The organism is Staphylococcus sp. T93, assembly GCF_016743875.1.
Classification (GTDB): Bacteria; Bacillota; Bacilli; order Staphylococcales; family Staphylococcaceae; genus Staphylococcus; species Staphylococcus aureus.
In genome coordinates, this window is sequence record NZ_CP068247.1 from 2,243,458 (window position 1) to 2,261,963 (window position 18,506).

The window sequence follows — 18,506 nt, forward strand, 5'->3', positions numbered from 1 at the left end:
ACTACTTATGAATATGATTCAGAATTTTCTTTGGCTACTTTTACAGTAAAGCGATTTTTTAGTTATCTTATAACAAAGACAAATTTATAAAGGTGATATTATGGAAGGTTTAAAGCATTCTTTAAAAAGTTTAGGTTGGTGGGATTTATTTTTTGCGATACCTATTTTTCTGCTATTCGCATACCTTCCAAACTATAATTTTATAACTATATTTCTTAACATTGTTATCATTATTTTCTTTTCCATAGGTTTGATTTTAACTACGCATATAATTATAGATAAAATTAAGAGCAACACGAAATGAATCATTAATACGAATGTGATTAAACATAAAACTGAAGGAGCGATTACAATGGCGACTAAGAAAGATGTACATGATTTATTTTTAAATCATGTGAATTCAAACGCGGTTAAGACAAGAAAGATGATGGGAGAATATATTATTTATTATGATGGCGTGGTTATAGGTGGTTTGTATGATAATAGATTATTGGTCAAGGCGACTAAAAGTGCCCAGCAGAAATTGCAAGATAATACATTAGTTTCGCCATATCCAGGTTCTAAAGAAATGATATTAATTCTAGACTTTACCGAAGCAACAAATCTCACTGATTTATTTAAGACCATAAAAAATGATTTGAAAAAGTGAAGTAGTGAAGTGTGGGTGCAGAGAGAACTAAGCCCATCGATAAATGGTCGCTTGTTAAAGAAGAGTGACGGTCACTCTTCTTTATGTGCATATTTTATTTTGTCTGTTTTGTTAACAAGCAGCAGTGTAACAAATATGAGTAAGGATAAAATGAGTATAATATAGAAACCGAATTTATCATTAATTTCATTAATCCATCTTCCTAAAAATGGAGCAATTAAACTTTGCAGTAACAATGAAATTGACGTCCATATCGTAAATGAGCGACCGACATATTTATCTGAAACAGTGTTCATTATAGCTGTATTCATATAAATTCTGATTGATGAAATTGAGTAGCCTAGTATAAATGATCCTATGAATAAGTAAAATGCTGAGTTTATCCAAATAAATAGTGCTGAATTTATGACTAATATGAAATATAACAAAAATATCAATACTTTAGTTGAGATTTTCTTCGAAAGAATAGCTGAAATTAAACCTGCACATAATCCTCCAATGCCATATAACATATCTGAAAAACCAAATTGTACAGACGAAAGTTTTAAAACATTATAAACATATCCTGGTAATGATATGTTAAAGATCATTGTAAACACCATTGGTATGATTGAAATAACTCCAAAAATAAATATCATCATGTTGTCTTTTAAAAATTTCCATCCTAATAAATATTCTTGCAATAAGCTATTTGTTGATTCTTCCTCTGAATGAGTTGGTTTATCTACATGCAATCTAAATAACATAAAAATGCTGATTAGAAACATCATTATAGTCATCGCTATAATTAGAGTGAATCCATTTATTTTATATAATATTCCTGATAATCCACCTGCAATAAACATACCTGTTTGCAAACTAATCTCTAATAGAGAATTTGCATCTGTATATTGATCTGGTTTTAATATCTGTTTAACTAAACTTCTAGATGTTGCCATATACGTAGTCCAACCTATCCCATTAACAATCGCAAATCCAATCACTAAATAGGTCTCAAATCCTATCATTACGAGTGCTATGACAATGAGTAAATATAATATTACCTGAAGAAGATAGGTGATTAAAATAATATTTCGTCTATTATATTTATCGGCTAGTCCACCTATTATAGGAGAAGCTAAGAAACCGGATAATACATTTAAAGCTAACATAATACCTAATAGTTGGGAGTCGTTAGTTTTGTCGATTAAATACCAATTAGCCCCAACTGTACTAATTCCAACTCCGAATGCTGAAATTATTTCTGCTAAAAAGAACAATCTGAAGTTTTTAATTTTCAACAAATCAGTCATAAATATCACCTTTTTTCAATGCAAGATTTATATTTGCGAGCTCTTCTATAAATTGAGAGTCGTTTAAAATATCGAATGGTTTATTGCCTTCGCCGATCAAAAATCTATAGTTAGTAATATTCATAAACTCAAATATTAATTTGAATTGGTTGACTAAAGGTTGTGCTTTGGTATGCGGATTGTCGCCACCTATGATTAAAATCAAATACTTTTTTTGTGACATGATTTCTTTGAAGTTGTCTATTTGCGTATCTCGCAATGACTCGGTCCATCTATCAATGAAGAGTTTTAAAGACGCACTCATGGAGTACCAATAGAGTGGTGTTGAAAAAATAATAATATCTGATTCTAAAACTTTGATTAAAATTTGTTCGTAATCATCATTATGAAAGTTGGCACCTTTGCTATGACGATTATCTGTAACCTTTTCAATGTTGCTTTGATATAAATTCACAAAGTTGACTTTTAAATTCTTCAATAGATTCTCTACTGCGATAGCTGAATTGCCATCTTTTCTACTACTTCCAAATAAACAAGTAATCATAGTCATAACTCCTTTCGATTTACCTTAATAATAATATTTAATATATTATTATTAAATCAGAATTCTTAGAATTCAGGATTCGATAAAAGGGAACCCTAAAGGAGGTACTACTTTGAACTTAAACATTTTAAAATCATTTTTAGTAACTAGTGAAACAAAGAACCTTACTAAAGCATCAGAGTTACTTAACTATTCACAGTCAACTGTATCTACACATATTGAAAAATTAGAAAGGCAATTAGATGTTAAATTATTTTATAGAAAAAAATATGGTATGGAACTAACGGAAGAAGGCTTAGCATACGTTAAATATGCTAAAGTGATTTTAGATAGTAATAGCGAATACGAGAGAGAAATAAAAGGACTTTACAATAAGAAGGTAAATATAAGTATTAACATGCAAGAAAGTCAGTATTTGTATCGCTACTATAATAAGATTAGTGAATGGTTAGCTGAACACCCATATGTAAACTTGAAGTTTAAATCCGCACATTCTAATTTCTATATTAAAGAAGAAATTGCTAATTTCAAATCGGATATTAGCCTTATCACAGACGAAAAGATTATTAATAGTAACTTAACTGCTATTCCTATAACTGAAGAACGTTTAATATTTGTTACTAACAAAGAGATGAAAGATTTCAAATTAAACGATATTCAAAACCATACATTACTTGTTACTGAAAAAGGGTGTAGTTACAGAGAACAGTTAGAAATGATTTTATATAAATATAGCTTTTCAACAAAACAAATGATTGAATTTCTAGGAATTGAGTCATTAAAAAAACACTTGAAAAATTCAGGTGGGATTGCGCTATTGCCGGAATTTATTGTTGCAGATGAATTAGAAAATAAAAGTTTGTTTCAAATAGACGTAGATGTCGATATTCCGAATTTAGAAACAACATTGATAATTAATCCTGAATCGAATAAGCAAGTACTTGAATCTTTTGTAAAAGATGTTTTTTTATAATTATTGGTGAAAACGTGTAGTTATGGTGAAACTCAAAGATAATAATTTAAATGAGATGTTAATGAAAAAGTAATTCAATATAAAAACAGGTGATTTATATCTTTAATAAGGATTATTTCTAGTTGAAATTTCAAATTGCGGGCATTCATTTTCAAAATAGTAAAGAATTTAATAGATGAAAACCTTTGAATCATACTAGTTAGTATGGATTGATTAATATTTTAACCTGCTAAATGAGTAGCTTATGTATTTTAAATAGCTGTCATCTAGCAGGTTCTTTATTATTAATAAGTTCAGATAAATTATTTTAGTCTGTTTTCTAATGTTGATAATAATAACTTTAAATCTGTACTTTCATTGTGAGATATATAGTACATCATAAATTTTTATATTTGGATTGAGACTCTTTGGAAGATTTTCAATAAATGAATATTTCACAAACTTCCACTTATCAGGATTATAAATTATAATTTCTGCAACTGCATTATCGAAGATTCTAAACAATTTTTTGATTTCTATTTCTTTTAGAGATAAAGTAGGGAAAATGTCGATATATTCTTCAAGCGCATAAAGACTATGTTTAACAGAATCGGTTATGTTCATTGAATATATCACACCAATATTTATATTTTGCCATCCAAAAGAAGAAATAACATTATCATAAAATCCATTGAATATAAATTCAGTCATCCCCTCTGAACTTCTCCATAAATATAATGGTGAATAAGTATTTGTAATGCAATTAGTAGTTGTTTGACTTATTAAATAAGCTTTTATAATTAAATTTTTAAATCCATCAGTCTTATAACCATTTAATCGAACTCTATCTCTAATTATTTCCATATTGTAATCACTAGGCAACTTAACATGATATTGCATTGCATGCATTTAGCATACCCCCTTTTATAAAAAGGATAGCAATAATAAGTAAAATCTCATATTATCCAATTGTGATATAGTTATCATAAAAAGTGATAGGTGATTAAATTGAACTTTAATGATTTGGAAATTTTTATAACTGTATGTGAAGAAGCATCTATCAATAAAGCTGCAATTAAACTTAGATATGCACAATCTAATATATCTCAAAGAATTAGCAAGCTTGAAAATGAATTAGGTGTAGTTTTGCTTTTTAGAAATCAAAAAGGTGCTAAGGCAACTAAAGCAGGCGAAGAATTCTTAGCGTATAGCAAAAAAGTATTAAGAGATACAGAGACTATAAAAAATAAAATGAAAAATAATACTATGTCTATTTTATGCTCAGAACTGTTATTTAATTATTTATCTGAGAGCGAAGAAATTATGATGTCGAATAACTCAATTAATTTTATTTCTAGTGGAAATATTAGAAAAGCTATAGAAAAAAATAATTATGATAAGGTTATTTCATTCATAAAAATTAACGACTCAAATTATAGACTTAGTAATGTTGATACTATGAAAGTAACGCTTTACAGTAATGGAAGTAATTATGATAAAGAGGCTTTACTAATAAATAAAGATGAGTTTTGTCCTTTAAGGAAAATAACTTTAGATAATAAGCTTGATTCACAACGGGTAATGGAAATTGATTCATTGGCAGCAATAATAAACTTAGTTAAACAAGGAAAAGGAAAGGCTTTATTACCTATGACTTTTGAGAATAAAAGAGATATAGTACAGGACATTTCTAAGATATTTGAAGTTAACTACTATACTTATAATCATATTATGCATCATTAATTGAAAGTTGATTGAGTTTAAATTACAGGAACGATTTTAAAAGTCTAGTAGTTAGAATGAGCGATGTGACAGAAAAGAAATTATGCCTTTTATTTTGTAAATTCGTTGTTTTAAAGTAAAGGTCCTTGTAGTATAGGAAAAAGTGGATGACTTCTCCGCCTTTACCACCCTTTCAAGCATAATGATAACTGCTAAATATTGATTATAGCACCATTGCAAAACTAATCATTAATTGTCATATTCAACTATTTTGAAAAGTATCAATTTCACATTATCAAATTATTGAGTATCTCAATTTATTGTTATACACAAACAGTATTTTTGTTATCATAGAGTTAATAAATATAATAAATTAAACAAGTAACTTTACAAAAATTAGAATGATTCAATTCAATCATAATTGTTTGAAAATAGAGGTGAGCAGGTGAACGATATGTTAATTAGTCTTGTAATCCCAGTTTTTGCTTTGTTAGTTATTGGTGGTATTATTTGGATGATTATAGAAGGTATAGTACATATTTCAAAAAAGAATAAAGCAATTGATAACTTTTTTAACCAAGTTAATAAAGTAAGTGAGACATATAAATTCGCTACTACTTTTTTATTTCTAATCTTGGCTACGGCTGGTATTTCTCAATTTTATCTATATTATATAGTATCAGCGTTTCTTTTTTGGCTTGTCATACTTACCTTTGGCATTGCAGGTATCATTTTTTTAATGCCATATGGATTATGTTTTCTACCGTTTTATAAGCAAAAAAAGAAAAAACAGACATTTAAAAAATACATGGTTTACACTACGATTGGTTTGTCAATTTGTCTAGGCTTATCTCTAGTTTTGGTTCACACTACGAAAATTTATATGGACGAAGGTGGCGTAAGATACTATTACGGTAGTTTTGTAATGAAACAAGCGGGCGGTTATGCTTATTTAGCTTTAGCGGTACTTTCAACGTTGTTAATTGTTGCGAAAAAAGCTACAAATAAAAATAAAGAAATCGAAACCGTCGACAATACAAATATAACGGAAAGATAATTAAGGGAGTGCTCATTCAGGAGTGCTCTTTTTTGATGTCCAAATTTAGTTGCAAATGAAGGCATAGAAGAAATTTTTATAGTCATTTATTGGATAATGAATTATGGTCATATCGATTAATTTTATTAGTGAGGATTTTACAAACATTTGTTGAATAAATATGGTAATGATAATATATGAATATTTTTGAAAAAACACTAATATGATTAAATTATTTGTTAAAATAGCATTAAGTAAAAAACAAATAGGGAACAAGGTGGGATTTCATGAGTCAATTGCTAAATGATACGTTATCGGCTTGGTTGTTAATTGAATCTTTAAGTCCAGGAGAAGTAAATTTTACAGCGGAAGATATACTCTCAGCTGAACATTTTAAAAATGGTGCAAAGCAAGCACAACTTCAAAGTTTTGATGAATATTTTGAAATATGGAATGCTGAACGCTTTATTATATCAGAAGAAAAATCAGAGACTGGGGAACTTATATTTAAATTTTATAGACATTGCTTCCGCTATAATGAAATTAATTTGAAAATTCAGGATATTTTTGATGATTATTCTGAGATTCATAATCCAAATGGGACACACTGTTATGGTTACACATTTAACACAGATAAACACGGCAAAGTGATAGTTGATTCTATACATATTCCGATGATTATGAGTGCATTAAAAGAAATTGAAAAGAACAAAAATGCCAATATAGAAGAAAAATTTAATGATTCTGTTGAAAAATTTGTTCAAAAAGTAAAAGAAATTTTAGCAGATGAACCAATTAATGAATTTAAATTGAAGAAGATGGACAAAGCTTATGATGAGTACTTTTCTGTATTAAATTCAAAGAAAGATGGATTATTTGGACATTATGTAGCAATAGAATATGTGAAAGATAGTGATTTACCACAGCCGGAATTTAACAGCTTCTTCATAAGTGATATTGAGAAAGCAAGAAAATCTCCCAACCAAACTTTAATTGATTACATTGAAGGTGTAGAAGAAAGTCAGCGCATAGAAGTAGATGAAAATAAAGAAATGTTTGACAAATTTTTACATCCTTCACGTTTGCCTGATGGACGATGGCCATCACAGACTGAGTTTAGATTGTCTTTAATGCAACAACTTGCTGTAAACCAAATTACGAGTGGTAATGAAAGAATAAGTTCAGTTAATGGGCCACCAGGTACAGGTAAGACTACTTTATTAAAAGATATATTTGCTCATCTAGTAGTTGAAAGAGGTAAAGAGTTAGCTAAACTAAATAATCCTAAAGATGCATTTGTCAAAACAAAAATTCATGAAACGGATGATAAATACGTATACTTACTAAAGGAATCTATTGCCAAATATAAGATGGTAGTCGCATCTAGTAATAATGGAGCTGTTGAAAATATATCTAAAGATTTACCGAAAATTGAAGAAATTATAAGAAATCCCGAAAAATGTAAATTCCCTAAATATGAACAGAATTATGCAAATTTAGCACATGAATTAAAAGATTTTGCTGAAATAGCTGAAGATTTGATTGGTGAAAGTGCCTGGGGCTTATTTTCTGGAGTTTTTGGTAAAAGTACTAATATTAACCAAGTATTGAGTCATATGTTAAAACAAGATGCGAATGATATTGGCTTTGCTAAATTACTACAAAATGAGAATAATCGTATGAGTTATAACGAGTTAATGAGTGAATGGCAATCACATCAACGTGCATTTTTAGAAGAGTTGAGGCATGTTGAAATGTTAAAAGAAGAATCTATTAGAGCATATGATGTTTATAAAAATTGTGAGTCTTTCTCTAAGATTGAACAGGTTATTAATAGTGAAAAAACAAGTATTGAAGAACAGGTATATCATTTAGATAATGAAACGTTACGAGACAATAAAGAAATAGAAGATTTGGATAATCGAATTAATTATATTGTTAAGCAAATAGAAACTTTAAATGAGTTAATTAAATCCATCAAAGAAAGCAACAAAGGTTTTATTAACAAACTGAAAGCGATGTTTAATTCAGAAGAAGATGAAAGCTATAAAGATCATAATAAAGAGAAGCAACAATTATTAACACAACAGTTAGAGTTAGAGAAATGTAAAAAAAACAAACATGAAGACCTTGTTAGCAAACTAAAAGAAAAAGAGAAATTAATTAAACAATTAACTAAAGTACAGTTGCAATTAGACGAGTTAAATTCACAGTTACAAGAGTTAGAAGCATATCGTATTGAGTCAAAAATTACAATTCCAGAAAAAGATTTTTGGAGTGACAACAATTATGATGAGCGCCAAGTTACTAATCTGTGGACGAGTGACGAACTTCAATACAGACGTGCCATGCTCTTTTTAAGAGCAATGATATTGCATAAATTATTATTGATTGCTAATAATACAACTATTTATTATGCGATTAATGATTTTAAAGATAGAAGGAAATTAATTGATGCAAATCCAGATAAAGTACACAACGCATGGAATGTGATGCATTTAATATTTCCAGTAGTTAGTACGACGTTTGCAAGCTTTAAATCTATGTATGGGGGCATACCAAAAGATTTCATAGACTACTTATTTATTGATGAAGCAGGACAAGCAATACCTCAAGCAGCTGTGGGAGCATTATATCGTTCAAAAAAAGTTGTAGCTGTAGGTGATCCGATTCAAATAGAACCGGTTGTGACTTTAGAAAGTCATTTAATTGATAACATTCGTAAAAATTATCATGTTCCGGAATATCTAGTTTCTAAAGAAGCTTCTGTGCAGTCTGTTGCAGACAACGCCAATCAATATGGTTTTTGGAAATCTGATGCTACTGATAGTAATCAAAAAACCTGGATAGGCATACCTTTATGGGTGCACAGACGATGTTTAAAACCTATGTTCACGATAGCTAACCAAATCGCTTATAATAATAAAATGGTGTTGCCAAGTAATATTACAAAAGTAGGTAAAACAGGTTGGTATGACGTTAAAGGAAACGCAGTTCAAAAACAATTTGTGAAAGAGCATGGTGAAAAAGTAGTGGGATTATTAGCTGATGATTGGATTGAAGCAATTAAGGAAGGTAAAAATGAACCGAGCTCATTTGTAATATCGCCTTTTTCAGCAGTACAGCAACAGATTAAACGTATGTTAAAGCAACAACTACCGACTAGAATTGATATTGAACGTACAAAAATTAATCAATGGGTCGATAAATCCATTGGTACTGTTCATACTTTTCAAGGTAAAGAGGCTCAGAAGGTGTATTTTGTAATAGGTACTGATAATACCCAAGATGGTGCTGTGAACTGGTCATGCGAAAAACCAAACTTGTTAAACGTTGCAGTGACAAGAGCTAAGAAAGAGTTTTATGTAATTGGCGACATGCAAAGAATACAGATGAAACCATTTTATGAGACGATTTTTAAAGAAAGAAATGTAAAATAACATACAAAAAAGTATATAGAGGAAGTTATACATTTTAAAAGGAGCAAAATTGAATAATGGAGAAATTTAACAACTGGATATTAAATGCAATAAGTGGATCTCAAACAGACAAGAATGAAACAACTGAAGAATTAAAAGGGGCAAAATTTATCATTTTATATGCATATTCAATGCTCGTTTTGCTTGCGTTAGTAATTTCTAACATATTCATTCACATTTTGGAGCCTAAACTATCAATCACCACTCAAATCATCATCGTTTTGATTTTAATTGAAGCACTAATTGGACTGCGTTTCTTGAAAGCGTACGATGTTAAGCGTGGCAAAGATAAAGAAAATAAGAAAAATAGTAAGGATTTCGTTAAACTAAAATCAATTTTAGTAGCAATTTTATTTACATCATTGGCGCTGACAGCAGGTACTGTAGCTGATATATACGGTTTCACTGACTTAGGAAATACTAGAAGTGATTTAATCGTTTGGAGCATAGGTGGTATTATATTTGGCCTCGTATGTTACACAATGGAAGATAAAAGATAACGATAAGGAGCTGGCGATTATAAAGCTAGCTCCTTTTTTAACTTATATATGTAAAGAACTATCCTAAGGGTTTTTAATCATATGTCAATAATTTCTATAATACATTATTAAAACATCAATTAAATAAGTTTTAAAATTTTACACATATTTTTATTTAAAAAAGATGTATAATTAATGTATTAAATATAGAAAGAAGTTGATATTATGAAAAAGTGTATTAAGACTTTGTTTTTAAGTATCATTTTAGTAGTGATGAGTGGTTGGTATCATTCAGCACATGCGTCAGATTCGTTGAGTAAAAGTCCAGAAAATTGGATGAGTAAACTTGATGATGGAAAACATTTAACTGAGATTAATATACCGGGTTCACATGATAGTGGCTCATTCACTTTAAAGGATCCAGTAAAATCAGTTTGGGCAAAGACTCAAGATAAAGATTACCTTACCCAAATGAAGTCGGGAGTCAGGTTTTTTGATATTAGAGGTAGAGCAAGTGCTGATAATATGATTTCAGTTCATCACGGCATGGTTTATTTGCATCATGAATTAGGAAAATTTCTCGATGATGCTAAATATTACTTGAGTGCTTATCCAAACGAAACAATTGTGATGTCTATGAAAAAGGACTACGATAGCGATTCTAAAGTTACGAAGACATTTGAAGAAATTTTTAGAGAATATTATTATAATAACCCGCAATATCAGAATCTTTTTTACACAGGAAGTAATGCGAATCCTACTTTAAAAGAAACGAAAGGTAAAATTGTCCTATTCAATAGAATGGGGGGTACGTACATAAAAAGTGGTTATGGTGCTGACACGTCAGGTATTCAATGGGCAGACAATGCGACATTTGAAACGAAAATTAATAATGGTAGCTTAAATTTAAAAGTACAAGATGAGTATAAAGATTACTATGATAAAAAAGTTGAAGCTGTTAAAAATTTATTGGCTAAAGCTAAAACGGATAGTAACAAAGACAATGTATATGTGAATTTCTTGAGTGTAGCGTCTGGAGGCAGCGCATTTAATAGTACTTATAACTATGCATCACATATAAATCCTGAAATTGCAAAAACGATTAAAGCAAATGGGAAAGCTAGAACGGGTTGGCTGATTGTTGACTATGCAGGATATACGTGGCCTGGATATGATGATATCGTAAGTGAAATTATAGATAGTAATAAATAAGGATTCAATAATGATATTAAGACGAGTATGAAAATAGTTAGATTCTAATTATTTTCACTACTCGTTTTTATTTTGAAAATAAGTAATAATTCAACAATATTATAAATTGAACAGATTGTTTGTGAAATTTTTGATAATATTAAAGTGAAAAAGTGTTATAAATTGATAAATATATGTAATTAACAAAAACAAATCATTTTAAAAAGAAGAGAGTTGTAAGATGATGAAACGATTAAACAAATTAGTGTTAGGCATTATTTTTCTGTTTTTAGTCATTAGTATCACTGCTGGTTGTGGCATAGGTAAAGAAGCGGAAGTTAAGAAAAGCTTTGAAAAAACATTGAGTATGTACCCTATTAAAAATCTAGAGGATTTATACGATAAGGAAGGCTATCGTGATGATCAGTTTGATAAAAATGATAAAGGTACATGGATTATAAATTCTGAAATGGTTATTCAACCTAATAATGAAGATATGGTAGCTAAAGGCATGGTTCTATATATGAATAGAAATACCAAAACAACAAATGGTTACTACTATGTCGATGTGACTAAGGACGAGGATGAAGGAAAACCGCACGACAATGAAAAAAGATATCCGGTTAAAATGGTCGATAATAAAATCATTCCAACAAAAGAAATTAAAGATGAAAAAATAAAAAAAGAAATCGAAAACTTTAAGTTCTTTGTTCAATATGGCGACTTTAAAAATTTGAAAAATTATAAAGACGGAGATATTTCATATAATCCAGAGGTGCCGAGTTATTCGGCTAAATATCAATTAACTAATGATGATTATAATGTAAAACAATTACGCAAAAGATATGATATACCGACGAGTAAAGCTCCAAAGTTATTGTTAAAAGGTTCAGGGAATTTAAAAGGCTCATCAGTTGGATATAAAGATATTGAATTTACGTTTGTAGAGAAAAAAGAAGAAAATATATACTTTAGTGATAGCTTAGATTATAAAAAAAGCGGAGATGTATAATCATGGCTCAATCAGAATATGAAATCAATCCCGGAAAAAGAGAGTGATGAAATGATAAAACGTGTAAATAAATTAGTGCTTGGTATTAGTCTTCTGTTTTTAGTCATTAGTATCACTGCTGGTTGTGGCATGGGTAAAGAAGCGGAAATAAAGAAAAGTTTTGAAAAAACATTGAGTATGTATCCGATTAAAAATCTAGAGGATTTATACGATAAAGAAGGATATCGTGATGATCAATTTGATAAAAATGATAAGGGAACATGGATTGTAAATTCTCAAATGGCAATTCAAAATAAAGGAGAAGCTCTAAAAATAAAAGGCATGCTTTTGAAGATAGATAGAAATACAAGAAGTGCAAAAGGATTTTACTATACTAATGAAATAAAGACGGAGAAATACGAAGTAGCTCAGGATAATCAAAAAAAATATCCAGTTAAAATGATTAATAATAAATTCATTTCTACTGAGGAAGTTAAAGAAGAAAACATAAAAAAAGAAATCGAAAACTTTAAGTTTTTTGCGCAATATAGCAATTTTAAAGATTTAATGAATTATAAAGATGGAGATATATCATATAATCCAGAGGTGCCGAGTTATTCAGCTCAATATCAATTAACTAATGATGATTATAATGTAAAACAATTACGTAAAAGATATGACATACCAACAAATAAAGCGCCGAAGCTGTTGTTGAAAGGTACAGGGAATTTAAAAGGTTCATCAGTTGGATATAAAAAAATTGAATTTACTTTTTTAGAGAATAAAAATGAAAATATTTACTTTACTGATAGTCTACATCTTGAACCGAGCGAGGATAAATAATCATCTTTTAACCAGAATATGAAATCAATCTAGGACAACCTAATAAAAGGAGAGAGTTGTAAGATGATGAAACGATTAAACAAATTAGTGTTAGGCATTATTTTTCTGTTTTTAGTCATTAGTATCACTGCTGGTTGTGGCATAGGTAAAGAAGCGAAAATAAAGAAAAGTTTTGAGAAGACATTGAGTATGTATCCGATTAAAAATCTAGAGGATTTATACGATAAAGAAGGTTATCGTGATGACGAATTTGATAAAAATGATAAAGGTACATGGATTATTGGTTCTGAAATGGCAACTCAAAATAAGGGGGAAGCTCTGAAAGTTAAAGGTATGGTCTTGTATATGAATAGAAATACCAAAACAACAAAAGGATATTATTATGTAAATGCAATAAAGAATGATAAAGACGGAAGACCCCAAGAGAATGAAAAAAGGTACCCAGTTAAAATGGTCGATAATAAAATCATTCCAACAAAAGAAATTAAAGATAAAAACATAAAAAAAGAAATCGAAAACTTTAAGTTCTTTGTTCAATATGGAAACTTTAAAGATTTGTCGAAGTATAAAGACGGAGATATTTCATATAATCCAGAGGTGCCGAGTTATTCGGCTAAATATCAATTAACTAATGATGATTACAATGTAAAGCAATTACGTAAAAGATATGACATACCAACAAATAAAGCACCGAAGTTGTTGTTGAAGGGTACAGGGAATTTAAAAGGTTCATCAGTTGGATATAAAGACATTGAATTTACGTTTGTAGAGAAAAAAGAAGAGAACATTTACTTTAGTGATGGGTTAATTTTTAAACCAAGTGAGGATAAATAATCATGACTCGATCAAAATATGAAATCAATCCAGGAAAGATAATAAGAAGAATAGGATTGTGAAATTATGAAACGATTAAACAAATTGGTATTGTATATTAGTTTTTTGATATTAGTCATTAGTTTCACTGCTGGTTGTGGCATAGGTAAAGAAGCGGAAGTTAAGAAAAGCTTTGAAAAAACATTGAGTATGTATCCGATTAAAAATCTAGAGGATTTATACGATAAAGAAGGTTATCGTGATGACGAATTTGATAAAAATGATAAAGGTACATGGATTATTGGTTCTGAAATGGTTGTTCAACCTAAAGGGGAACGTATGAAATCAAAAGGTATGGTTCTATATATGAATAGAAACACTAAGACTACAACCGGGAAGTATATAGTGAGTGAAACACTTCATGATGAAGATGGTAGACCTAAGAGTAAAGATAAAGAATATCCCGTTAAAATGGTAGACAATAAAATCATTCCAACTAAAGGTATCAAAGACGAAAATATAAAAAAAGAAATCGAGAATTTTAAGTTCTTCGCGCAATATGGCAGCTTTAAAGATTTGTCGAAGTACAAAGACGGCGATATATCATATAATCCAGAGGTACCGAGTTATTCAGCAAAATATCAATTAACTAATGATGACTATAATGTAAAACAATTACGAAAAAGATATAAAATACCAACGAATAAAGCACCAAAGTTATTGTTGAAAGGTTCGGGAGACTTAAAAGGTTCATCAGTTGGATATAAAGACATTGAATTTACTTTTGTGGAGAAAAAAGGTGAAAATACTTTTTTTACTGATAGTCTACATCTTGAACCGAGTGAGGATAAATAATCATCCACACACACGATTCAATATGAAATTCAAATATGTTGCTGTAAAATAATGTAAAATAAACGTATTCATATTACTGAATTGAGGGATAGTATGCAACGTGATTATTTAATTCGAGTAGAAACTGAGAGTATGTCAGATTTCAAAAGGCTCAATAGTTTAATGATTGGTTTTGTTATTAAAGGTGAGGCACACATTTATGATGAAAATAATATGACGCAATGCAACAGTGGCGACATTTTCATCATTAACCACCGCGACTTGTATCGATTTCAACTTCAACAAGATGGCATCATATGTTATATCCAATTCCAAATGAAATATTTAGCAGACAAGTTTGATGATGTGCATTGTCTATATTTTCACTTAACAGATGCGACCACAACAAAGAATATACATCAACTGAGAAATATAATGGCAAGACTGGTTTCAACACATATCCGACATAATGAGTTGTCTAAATTGACTGAGCAACAACTTGTGATTCAGTTGCTTATGCATATGATTCATTATGTCCCGCGTACATATCATTCGAACCAAAGTATCTTAAATGATGATAAAGTGAATCAAGTATGCGACTATATCGAGTTACATTTTCATGAAGATTTAAGCCTTTCAGAATTAAGCGAATACGTTGGGTGGTCAGAGAGCCATCTGTCTAAAAAGTTTACAGAATCGCTAGGTGTAGGATTCCATCATTTCTTAAATACGACGCGAATTGAGCATGCGAAACTCGATTTGACATACACAGATGAAACCATTACTGATATTGCATTGCAAAATGGCTTTTCAAGTGCAGCGAGCTTTGCGAGAACATTTAAACACTTTACGCATCAAACACCTAAACAATATCGAGGTGATCGTCCAGCAATCACTGAAAACCAGCAATCGGCACAACATGATTATCACGACCGTGAATTGATATTACTTTTAAATGACTACATTGAAGAAATGAATCATTTTATTGAAGATATTGAAAAGATGAACTATAAAGAGATTGCCTTTCAACCAACCAATCACCAACTAAATCAATTTAATCATATTATTCAAGTGGGCTATTTGAGGAATTTGCTCAATACACAGTATCAATCACAGTTGCTTACATGTCATCATGATTTTCAAGTCAATGAAGTATTAGCATATGATGTGATTCCATATATCATGAAAAAGCTCAATGCGCCATTCACGTATGATGCAGAAATTTCGAATATATTTTATGATATTGATTTGTGTTTAGACTTTTTATTAGATCATAACTTTAGTTTGACCATGCATTTGGATCAGTATGACTCACGTGATTATATCGATGCATTTAAAATTTTTATCCATCACGTTGCCCTGCATGTCAGTCATAGAAAAGATTTGAAGTTCAACTTGTATGTGACGACATTGCACACGTCTTTGATTGAAATGATTGATTATTTTAAAGCATTATTCCCTAATGGTGGCTTGTACATTCACTTAGATCAAGCTACGGAAAGACATCTACCATTATTGAAACGACTTGAGCCACACATCGACCATTTTGTATTTGATGCCAATTCAAATGACGCTGTTGATTTTAATAAAATGAATGATGATGAATTTAAAACCGCGAGTCAAATGATTATTAATAAAACGAATTACCTTATCGACTTAATGCATCGTCATCGCCTAAAGCGTCCACTCATTTTACTCAATTGGAATACATTGACGGGTGATACATTTATTACAAACGGCGAATATTTTAGAGGTGGTATCATCATTGAGCAATTATTAAAATTAAGTTCTAAAGTAGAGGGTATCGGGTATTGGTTGAATTATGATTTGCACGTCAGTCATTGTAAAAATGAACGGGATTATATGAATTCTATTGAACTATTTCATCAATATAATGGAAAACGTCCGGTCTATTTCACGGCATTGCTATTTAATAAATTAACAAGCAATATTTTGTATTCTGATGATACATGTATTGTCACGGGGACTGATTCAAATTTTCAAATATTGTTATATGATGCAAAGCATTTTAATCCGTACTTAGCGTTGGACAATCAAATGAATATGCGTGCGACGGAAATGATTCATTTGAACATTAATGCCCTGGAAGAAGGTATGTATAAGATTAAACATTTTACCTTAGATAAAGAAAATGGTGCGTTATTTAATCTTTGGCGCAAACATCATACGATACATGGCATGGACAAGGACTCTATAGATTACGTTAATCGAATGAGTTTTCCGAAATTAGAAGTATATGATATAGATATCACGGACACACTGGCATTAAACATTAAAATGATTACGAATGGGATTCACTTAATTGAAGTAAAACGTTACCCAAGTTCATAAAATGATCACAAATCACAAATTTTGATATACATAATTTGTGATTTTTTATATTCAAAGCTAAAATTGCAAAAAATTAATGGTTAACATCTCTGTTGTTGGCAATATAAATAATGATTAATCATTTATGATGTAACTAAGGAGATGAAGGATATGAATCAACAATTAATTGAAACTTTAAAATCTAAAGAAGGCAAAATGATTGAGATCAGACGTTATTTACATCAGCATCCAGAATTATCTTTTCATGAAGATGAAACGGCGAAATACATCGCTGAATTTTACAAAGGTAAAGATGTGGAAGTAGAAACGAATGTCGGACCACGTGGAATTAAAGTAACGATTGATTCAGGGAAACCTGGTAAAACATTAGCAATCCGTGCAGACTTTGACGCATTACCCATTACTGAAGATACAGGATTATCTTTTGCATCACAAAATAAAGGTGTTATGCACGCATGTGGTCACGATGCACATACAGCATACATGCTTGTATTAGCAGAGACGCTTGCTGAAATGAAAGATAGTTTTACAGGAAAAGTCGTTGTGATACATCAACCAGCTGAAGAAGTACCACCAGGTGGTGCTAAAACAATGATTGAAAATGGTGTATTAGACGGTGTTGATCATGTATTAGGTGTACACGTCATGAGCACAATGAAAACAGGTAAAGTGTATTACAGACCTGGTTATGTTCAAACAGGACGCGCATTCTTCAAATTGAAAGTTCAAGGTAAAGGTGGTCATGGTTCATCACCACATATGGCCAATGATGCCATTGTTGCAGGTAGCTACTTCGTCACAGCGTTACAAACAGTTGTATCTAGACGACTAAGTCCATTTGAAACCGGTGTTGTCACAATCGGTTCATTTGACGGTAAAGGTCAATTCAATGTCATTAAAGATGTTGTTGAAATTGAAGGTGATGTACGTGGATTAACAGATGCTACAAAAGCAACAATTGAAAAAGAAATTAAACGTTTATCAAAAGGATTAGAGGATATGTATGGTGTAACTTGCACCTTAGAATATAACGATGATTATCCAGCATTATATAATGATCCAGAGTTTACTGAGTACGTGGCTAAGACGTTGAAAGAAGCAAACCTTGATTTTGGTGTTGAAATGTGTGAACCACAACCACCTTCAGAAGACTTTGCATATTATGCTAAAGAACGCCCAAGTGCCTTTATTTATACAGGTGCAGCGGTGGAAAATGGTGAAATTTACCCACATCATCATCCTAAATTTAACATTTCAGAAAAATCATTACTTATTTCTGCAGAAGCAGTAGGGACAGTTGTTTTAGATTACCTTAAAGGAGATAACTAA

Annotated in this window: 17 protein-coding genes; 14 read left to right on the plus strand and 3 right to left on the minus strand. The window is 30.3% G+C overall.

Annotation, left to right across the window (positions count from 1 at the left end; genetic code table 11):
* The first annotated feature begins 100 nt into the window (after positions 1-100).
* Positions 101-304 carry a DUF6007 family protein gene (locus tag JG553_RS11090; protein WP_000398679.1) on the plus strand — a complete coding sequence of 68 codons (204 nt, stop codon included), beginning with the start codon at positions 101-103 and terminating at the stop codon, positions 302-304.
* 48 nt (positions 305-352) lie between these two features.
* Positions 353-649: a TfoX/Sxy family protein gene (locus JG553_RS11095; RefSeq protein ID WP_000201640.1), complete on the plus strand. Its 297-nt coding sequence runs from the start codon at positions 353-355 to the stop codon at positions 647-649.
* A gap of 71 nt (positions 650-720) precedes the next feature.
* On the opposite strand, the gene JG553_RS11100 is transcribed toward JG553_RS11095, so the two are convergent.
* Both JG553_RS11100 and JG553_RS11105 read right to left on the minus strand, forming a co-directional pair.
* Positions 721-1,941: an MFS transporter gene (locus JG553_RS11100; protein ID WP_000130764.1), complete on the minus strand. Its 1,221-nt coding sequence runs from the start codon at positions 1,939-1,941 to the stop codon at positions 721-723.
* Entirely contained in the window at positions 1,934-2,485 is a 552-nt protein-coding gene (locus JG553_RS11105) for a flavodoxin family protein (RefSeq protein ID WP_000627024.1), read from the minus strand. The genes JG553_RS11100 and JG553_RS11105 overlap by 8 nt, the downstream gene beginning before the upstream one ends.
* 112 nt (positions 2,486-2,597) lie before the next feature.
* On the opposite strand from JG553_RS11105, the gene JG553_RS11110 reads away from it, so the two are divergent.
* Positions 2,598-3,458: a LysR family transcriptional regulator gene (locus JG553_RS11110; protein ID WP_001052510.1), complete on the plus strand. Its 861-nt coding sequence runs from the start codon at positions 2,598-2,600 to the stop codon at positions 3,456-3,458.
* Positions 3,459-3,812: 354 nt separating this feature from the next.
* On the opposite strand, the gene JG553_RS11115 is transcribed toward JG553_RS11110, so the two are convergent.
* On the minus strand, positions 3,813-4,346 hold the full coding sequence (locus JG553_RS11115; protein ID WP_000543163.1) for a DUF4865 family protein: 534 nt from the start codon (positions 4,344-4,346) through the stop codon (positions 3,813-3,815).
* 90 nt (positions 4,347-4,436) lie between these two features.
* Between JG553_RS11115 and JG553_RS11120 the strand changes: the two genes are divergently transcribed.
* From JG553_RS11120 to JG553_RS11170, 11 genes are all read left to right on the plus strand, one after another.
* Positions 4,437-5,180 (plus strand): LysR family transcriptional regulator, encoded by a 744-nt coding sequence (locus JG553_RS11120; RefSeq protein WP_001793250.1) that lies wholly within the window; start codon positions 4,437-4,439, stop codon positions 5,178-5,180.
* A gap of 433 nt (positions 5,181-5,613) precedes the next feature.
* Complete coding sequence (locus JG553_RS11125) at positions 5,614-6,216, plus strand: hypothetical protein (RefSeq protein WP_000908952.1); 603 nt, start codon at positions 5,614-5,616, stop codon at positions 6,214-6,216.
* Between the two features lie 266 nt (positions 6,217-6,482).
* Positions 6,483-9,635, plus strand: a complete 3,153-nt coding sequence (locus tag JG553_RS11130; protein WP_000080559.1) for a DEAD/DEAH box helicase — start codon at positions 6,483-6,485, stop codon at positions 9,633-9,635.
* Between the two features lie 56 nt (positions 9,636-9,691).
* The gene (locus tag JG553_RS11135) at positions 9,692-10,174 is read left to right on the plus strand and encodes a hypothetical protein (RefSeq protein WP_000410568.1); all 483 of its coding nucleotides are present in this window, start codon (positions 9,692-9,694) and stop codon (positions 10,172-10,174) included.
* 204 nt (positions 10,175-10,378) lie between these two features.
* The gene (locus tag JG553_RS11140) at positions 10,379-11,365 is read left to right on the plus strand and encodes a phosphatidylinositol-specific phospholipase C (protein WP_000710576.1); all 987 of its coding nucleotides are present in this window, start codon (positions 10,379-10,381) and stop codon (positions 11,363-11,365) included.
* A gap of 220 nt (positions 11,366-11,585) precedes the next feature.
* Positions 11,586-12,356, plus strand: a complete 771-nt coding sequence (locus JG553_RS11145) for a tandem-type lipoprotein (protein WP_000977774.1) — start codon at positions 11,586-11,588, stop codon at positions 12,354-12,356.
* A gap of 51 nt (positions 12,357-12,407) precedes the next feature.
* Positions 12,408-13,178, plus strand: coding sequence for a tandem-type lipoprotein (locus tag JG553_RS11150; RefSeq protein ID WP_000597212.1), 771 nt, complete (start codon positions 12,408-12,410; stop codon positions 13,176-13,178).
* A 63-nt stretch (positions 13,179-13,241) separates the two neighbouring features.
* On the plus strand, positions 13,242-14,012 hold the full coding sequence (locus JG553_RS11155) for a tandem-type lipoprotein (RefSeq protein ID WP_000977781.1): 771 nt from the start codon (positions 13,242-13,244) through the stop codon (positions 14,010-14,012).
* Between the two features lie 63 nt (positions 14,013-14,075).
* A complete protein-coding gene (locus tag JG553_RS11160) occupies positions 14,076-14,846 on the plus strand; it encodes a tandem-type lipoprotein (protein WP_031857449.1) in 771 nt (256 codons plus the stop codon).
* A gap of 93 nt (positions 14,847-14,939) precedes the next feature.
* Positions 14,940-17,177: a transcriptional regulator AryK gene (gene aryK, locus JG553_RS11165; protein WP_001188495.1), complete on the plus strand. Its 2,238-nt coding sequence runs from the start codon at positions 14,940-14,942 to the stop codon at positions 17,175-17,177.
* 150 nt (positions 17,178-17,327) lie between these two features.
* A complete protein-coding gene (locus JG553_RS11170) occupies positions 17,328-18,506 on the plus strand; it encodes a M20 family metallopeptidase (RefSeq protein WP_001075826.1) in 1,179 nt (392 codons plus the stop codon).

Bases quoted from the DNA above. Each gene is read 5' to 3' on its own strand.
- JG553_RS11090 (WP_000398679.1), top strand. From the start codon at position 101: ATGGAAGGTTTAAAGCATTCTTTAAAAAGTTTAGGTTGGTGGGATTTA.
- JG553_RS11095 (WP_000201640.1), top strand. From the start codon at position 353: ATGGCGACTAAGAAAGATGTACATGATTTATTTTTAAATCATGTGAAT.
- JG553_RS11100 (WP_000130764.1), bottom strand. From the start codon at position 1,941: ATGACTGATTTGTTGAAAATTAAAAACTTCAGATTGTTCTTTTTAGCA.
- JG553_RS11105 (WP_000627024.1), bottom strand. From the start codon at position 2,485: ATGATTACTTGTTTATTTGGAAGTAGTAGAAAAGATGGCAATTCAGCT.
- JG553_RS11115 (WP_000543163.1), bottom strand. From the start codon at position 4,346: ATGCATGCAATGCAATATCATGTTAAGTTGCCTAGTGATTACAATATG.
- JG553_RS11125 (WP_000908952.1), top strand. From the start codon at position 5,614: ATGTTAATTAGTCTTGTAATCCCAGTTTTTGCTTTGTTAGTTATTGGT.
- JG553_RS11130 (WP_000080559.1), top strand. From the start codon at position 6,483: ATGAGTCAATTGCTAAATGATACGTTATCGGCTTGGTTGTTAATTGAA.
- JG553_RS11135 (WP_000410568.1), top strand. From the start codon at position 9,692: ATGGAGAAATTTAACAACTGGATATTAAATGCAATAAGTGGATCTCAA.
- JG553_RS11140 (WP_000710576.1), top strand. From the start codon at position 10,379: ATGAAAAAGTGTATTAAGACTTTGTTTTTAAGTATCATTTTAGTAGTG.
- JG553_RS11145 (WP_000977774.1), top strand. From the start codon at position 11,586: ATGATGAAACGATTAAACAAATTAGTGTTAGGCATTATTTTTCTGTTT.
- JG553_RS11150 (WP_000597212.1), top strand. From the start codon at position 12,408: ATGATAAAACGTGTAAATAAATTAGTGCTTGGTATTAGTCTTCTGTTT.
- JG553_RS11155 (WP_000977781.1), top strand. From the start codon at position 13,242: ATGATGAAACGATTAAACAAATTAGTGTTAGGCATTATTTTTCTGTTT.
- aryK (WP_001188495.1), top strand. From the start codon at position 14,940: ATGCAACGTGATTATTTAATTCGAGTAGAAACTGAGAGTATGTCAGAT.
- JG553_RS11170 (WP_001075826.1), top strand. From the start codon at position 17,328: ATGAATCAACAATTAATTGAAACTTTAAAATCTAAAGAAGGCAAAATG.